Genomic DNA, 5,147 nt, shown 5'->3' on the forward strand with positions numbered 1-5,147 from the left:
GGGACGAAGCCATGGCGCTGGAGATGCTCGTCGCCTGGTGCCGCACGCGGCTCGCGGGCTACAAGTGCCCGCGCAGCCTGCAGGCGATGGACGCACTGCCGCTGTCGGCCGCCGGCAAGGTGCTCAAGACGACGCTGCGCGCCGAGCACGCGCAGCGCGTCGGCGCCCGCGCCGCGCAGTCCGCTGAGGCGCGCGCCTGATGCAGGCGCCATCGTTCAGCGCCGAGGCGTTTGCGGCCCTGCCTTTCATGGCCTTGCTGGGCGTGCGCCGCGAGTTCTCCCAGGGCGGTCGCGCGCGGCTCGTGGTCGACATGCGTCCCGAGCTGCTCAATCCCACCGACTCCATGCACGGCGGCGTGGTCGCCACGCTGGTCGATGTGGTCATGGCCAGCGCCGCGGTCTCGCGCGTCGACTTCCGGCAGACCGCGGTCACGCTCAACCTCAACACCAGCTATCTGCAGCCCGGCCACGGCCGGCTCACGGCCGATGGCGAAGTGCTGAGCGTGGACGACGACGGCGCCGTGGTGCAGTGCCAGGCCTGCGTCACCGACGCCCAGGGCAGGGTGGTGGCGCGCAGCGTGGGCTCGTTCCGCTATCTCGATTTCCGCGCGCCGGCCGGCGCGCCCAGTCTGTGAGTCTTTCCTTCTTTCCAGGATCCGATATGCCCATTTCCTCTTCCGACCTTCTGGACTTCAGCGGCCGCCATGTGTTCGTGGCCGGCGGCAGCAGCGGCATCAACCTGGCGATCGCCGACGCGTTCGCGCGCCGCGGCGCGCGCCTGTCGATCGCCAGCCGTTCGGCCGAGCGCGTCGCCGGCGCCGTGGCCCAGCTGCGCGCCCATGGCAACGACGCCGAAGGCTACAGCGCCGATGTGCGCGACTACGACGCCATCGAAGCCGTGCTGGCCGCCGCGCGCCAACGCTTCGGCGCCATCGACGTGCTGGTCTCGGGCGCCGCGGGCAACTTCGTCGCGCCGGCGCTGGGCATGTCGAGCAAGGGCTTTCGCACCGTGGTCGACATCGACCTGGTGGGCGGCTTCAACGTGCTGCGCGCCGCGCATGCGCACCTGCGTCGCCCCGGCGCCGCGGTGATCAACATCTCGGCGCCCCAGGCGTTCAACCCCACGGCCTATCAGGCCCATGTCTGTGCGGCCAAGGCCGGGCTCGACATGCTCACGCGCGTGCTGGCGATGGAGTGGGGCGCCGACGGCATTCGCGTGAATTCCATTGTTCCCGGCCCCATAGGCGACACCGAAGGCGTGCGCCGGCTCGCTCCCGGTGAGGCCGCGCTGGACGCCATGGCGGCGTCGATTCCGCTGGGACGTTTCGGCAAGACCAGCGAGATCGCCGACATGGCGCTGGTGCTCAGCTCGCCGCTGGCCGCGTTCGTGACCGGCGCGGTGATTCCCGTCGACGGCGGCAGTTCGCTGCCCGGCGGCCGCGACCTCAGCGCCGCACTTGCACATTGAAGGAGCCCAACCATGCACAACCCTCTTCGCTATGAAGTCGCCGGCCAGGTGGCGACCCTCACCCTCGACATCCCCGCGACGCGCAACGCGCTGAGCCCCGACCTGCGCGATGCGCTGGCCGACGCCGTGGCCGACATCAAGCGCCGCAGCGACATCCGCGCCGTGGTGCTGACCGGCGCGGGCGGCCATTTCTGCTCGGGTGGCGACCTGCGCAACATCGCCGGCGCCGGCCTCGACAACCAGGGCTGGCATGCGCGCCTGCACGGCGTCCACCATTGGCTGCAAGACCTGATCACGCTCGATCGCCCGGTGATCGCCGCGGTCGACGGCGCGGCCTATGGCGCGGGCTTGGGCCTGGCGCTGGTCGCCGATTATGTGATCGGCACGCCGCGCACGCGGCTGTGCGTGTCGTTCCTGAAAGTCGGTCTGGTGCCCGACTTCGGCATCTTCTACACCTTGCCGCGCGTCGTCGGCGCGCAGCGTGCCAAGGAGCTGATGCTGTCGGCGCGCGAAGTCGGCGCCGACGAGGCGCTGCGCCTGGGCCTGGTGGCCGAGCTGCAGCCGCCCGAGCAGCTGCAGGCGCGCGCCCAGGCCGTGGCGGCGAGCTTCGTGGGCGCGTCGCCGGTGGCGGTGGCACTGATCAAGCGCGCCGTGGCCAGCAACGGCGACATCACCACGCAACTGGAACTCGAGGCCAGCGCGCAGTCGCTGGCCATGGGAACGCCCGCACACCGCGAGGCGGTGCAGGATTTTCTGCAAAAGCGCCCGCCCGCCTTCCAGTGGCCGTCCGCCTGAGTCCTTTCATCACGACAACAGATATCAACAGGAGCAAGACAATGAACGAATCCCCCATGCTGGCCGACAAGGTGATGGTCGTGACGGGCGCCGGCGGCGGCATAGGCCGCGACATCGCCCTGGCCATGGCCCAGGCGGGTGCGCGCGTCGTGGTGAATGACATCGGCGCTTCGGTCGCGGGCGAAGGCTCGGACGCGGGCCCGGCGCAGCGCGTGGTCGACGAGATTCGCGCCGCCGGCGGCCAGGCGGTGGCCAACACCGACAGCGTCAGCGAATCGGCCTCGGCGGCGCGCATCGTCGGCTGCGCGCTCGATCACTTCGGCCGCATCGACGGCGTGATCAACAACGCGGGCATTCTGCGCGATCGCTTCTTCCACAAGATGGGCGACGACGAATGGGACACGGTGATCAAGGTGCACCTGTATGGCAGCTACTACATGAGCCGCGCCGCGGCGACGCATTTCAAGGAGCAGGAGTCGGGCGTGTTCGTGCACATGACCTCGACTTCGGGCCTGATCGGCAACCTGGGCCAGGCCAACTACGCGGCCGCCAAGCTGGGCGTGGCGGCGCTGTCGAAGTCGATAGCCCTCGACATGCAGAAGTTCAACGTGCGCTCCAACTGCATTGCGCCGTTTGCCTGGAGCCGGATGATAGGCTCGATTCCCACCGAGACGCCGGCCGAGCAGCAGCGCGTGGCGCGCATGAAGCAGATGACGCCGGCCAAGATCGCGCCGCTGGCCGTGTGCCTGGCCAGCGACGCGGCGGCCGACACCAACGGCCAGATCTTCGCGGTGCGCAACAACGAGATCTTCCTGATCAGCCAGCCGCGCCCGGTACGCTCGGTGCACCGCTCCGAAGGCTGGACGCCCGAGATGGTCGCCAGCCATGCGCTGCCCGCGCTCAAGGCGCAGTTCTTCCCGCTCGAGCGCTCGGGCGATGTGTTCAGCTGGGACCCGGTCTGAGGAGTACGCCATGACATTGCCTTCCTGCCTGCGCAATCTGCGCCTGCCGGTGATCGCCTCGCCGCTGTTCATCATCAGCGTTCCCGCGCTGGTGATCGCGCAGTGCAAGGCCGGCATTGTCGGCGCGCTGCCGGCGCTCAACGCGCGCCCGGCGACGCTGCTCGACGACTGGCTGGCCGAGATCACCGAGACGCTGGCCGCGCACGACCGCGCCCACCCCGAGGCGCCGGCCGCGCCGTTTGCGATCAACCAGATCGTGCACCGCAGCAACGACCGGCTGGAACACGACATGCAGGCCTGCGAGCGCTACAAGGTGCCGCTGGTGATCACCTCGCTGGGCGCGCGCGCCGAGATCAACCAGGGCGTGCATGGCTGGGGCGGCGTGGTGCTGCACGACGTGATCAACAACATGTTCGCGCACAAGGCGATAGAGAAGGGCGCCGACGGTCTGGTGGCCGTGGCCGCCGGCGCGGGCGGCCATGCGGGCGTGAAAAGCCCGTTCGCGCTGGTGCAGGAAATACGCCAGTGGTTCGACGGGCCGCTGGCGCTGTCGGGCGCGATCGCCAGCGGACAGGCCATCCTGGCCGCCCAGGCCATGGGTGCCGACCTGGCCTACATAGGCTCGGCCTTCATCGCGACCGATGAAGCGCGCGCCGACGCGGCCTACAAGCGCATGATCGTGGACAGCGACAGCGACGACATCGTCTACTCCAACCTGTTCACCGGCGTGCACGGCAACTACCTCAAGCCCTCGATACGCGCCGCGGGAATGGACCCGGATGCGCTGCCGGTCAGCGATCCGTCGGCGATGAACTTCGGCAGCACGCGCAAGCCCTGGAAGGACATCTGGGGCTGCGGCCAGGGCATTGGCGCGGTGACCGAGGTCGAGCCTGTGGCGCAGCGCATCGAGCGCATGGCGCGGGAATATCGCCAGGCCATGCAGGCGCTGCAGCAGGCCCAGACACCGTCCAGGTCCGAGCCTGTCTGCGCGCTGTGAATCGCCACACGCACCGCGCCGCCCGGGGCAGATGCCCCATGGCGGCCGCTGTGCGCTGCTTCAAGCGGGCGTGAAGCCTATCTCGTCAAGCATCTGCTTTTCCTGGACGAACTGCTTGACCGCGTACTGCTGGTAGGTCTGGCCGTCGACCACCCAGGGGGCGAGATCGAAGTCGTTGCGGATGCGGATGTAGTTCGGGTCGCTGGCGGCTTTCATGAACGCCGATTGCAGCCGCGCCAGCACGGCCGGCGGCATCTTGCGCGGCGCGACCAGTCCGAACGGCGACTGCACCACCAGGTCATAACCCAGCTCGCGCACCGTGGGCACCTGCGGCCAGCGCGTGAGACGCTGCTCGGTGAAGCTGGCCAGCAGCCGCAGCTTGCCGCCGACCACCATGGCGCCGAAGCCCGGGTCGCCGTAGACGTCGAGATGGCGTCCCACCACCGCCGTGAGCTGTTCGCTGCCGCCCTTGAAAGGCACGAAGTTGATCTTGACGCCGGCCGCGCGCGCCAGCCGTTCGCCATAGATGCGGTTGGCGCTGATGGCGCCGACATTGCCCCAGCTGATCGCTTCGGGGCGCGCCTTGGCGTCGGCCAGCAGTTCGCCAAGGTTCTTCCAGGGCGCGTCCGCCGCCACGGCCACGCCGGTGGTGAGGTTGGCCAGACCCATCACATAGGTGAAGTCGACGCGCGGATCCCATTCCACCTTGTACATGTGCGGCCAGCGGATCACGGAGTTGTGCATCACGCCCAGCGTGTAGCCATCGGCCTCGCCCATGGTGGCGAGGCTGGCCACGCCCGTGACGCCGCCCGCGCCGGGGCGGTGCATCAGCACCACGGGCTGGCCCAGGTCGCGCGCCGCGGCAACGGCCCGCGCGCCCACCACCGGGTCCATCATGCCGCCGGTGGGGAACGGCAGCCCCAGCG

At 69.6% G+C, this 5,147-nt stretch carries 6 protein-coding genes and 1 pseudogene; 6 read left to right on the top strand and 1 reads right to left on the bottom strand.

The window, feature by feature from the left end; all coding sequences use genetic code 11:
- The 6 genes and pseudogenes from KHY18_RS26750 to KHY18_RS26775 all read left to right on the top strand — a co-directional run.
- Positions 1–200: pseudogene (locus tag KHY18_RS26750) on the top strand (hypothetical protein); the annotation flags it as partial.
- Positions 200–634, top strand: a complete 435-nt coding sequence (locus tag KHY18_RS26755) for a PaaI family thioesterase (protein ID WP_213307436.1) — start codon at positions 200–202, stop codon at positions 632–634. The pseudogene KHY18_RS26750 and the gene KHY18_RS26755, both read left to right, overlap by 1 nt.
- Before the next feature lie 26 nt (positions 635–660).
- Positions 661–1,467, top strand: a complete 807-nt coding sequence (locus tag KHY18_RS26760; RefSeq protein ID WP_213307438.1) for an SDR family oxidoreductase — start codon at positions 661–663, stop codon at positions 1,465–1,467.
- A 12-nt stretch (positions 1,468–1,479) separates the two neighbouring features.
- Entirely contained in the window at positions 1,480–2,262 is a 783-nt protein-coding gene (locus tag KHY18_RS26765; RefSeq protein WP_213307440.1) for an enoyl-CoA hydratase/isomerase family protein, read from the top strand.
- Between the two features lie 56 nt (positions 2,263–2,318).
- Entirely contained in the window at positions 2,319–3,224 is a 906-nt protein-coding gene (locus KHY18_RS26770; protein ID WP_213307448.1) for an SDR family NAD(P)-dependent oxidoreductase, read from the top strand.
- Between the two features lie 10 nt (positions 3,225–3,234).
- Positions 3,235–4,221: an NAD(P)H-dependent flavin oxidoreductase gene (locus tag KHY18_RS26775; protein ID WP_213307442.1), complete on the top strand. Its 987-nt coding sequence runs from the start codon at positions 3,235–3,237 to the stop codon at positions 4,219–4,221.
- A gap of 60 nt (positions 4,222–4,281) precedes the next feature.
- Here the strand turns inward: KHY18_RS26775 and KHY18_RS26780 are convergent.
- The coding region (locus KHY18_RS26780; protein WP_213307445.1) for a tripartite tricarboxylate transporter substrate binding protein at positions 4,282–5,147 on the bottom strand (866 nt) is incomplete at its 5' end.

The organism is Acidovorax sp. CCYZU-2555, from assembly GCF_018413525.1.
GTDB lineage: Bacteria > Pseudomonadota > Gammaproteobacteria > Burkholderiales > Burkholderiaceae_C > Comamonas.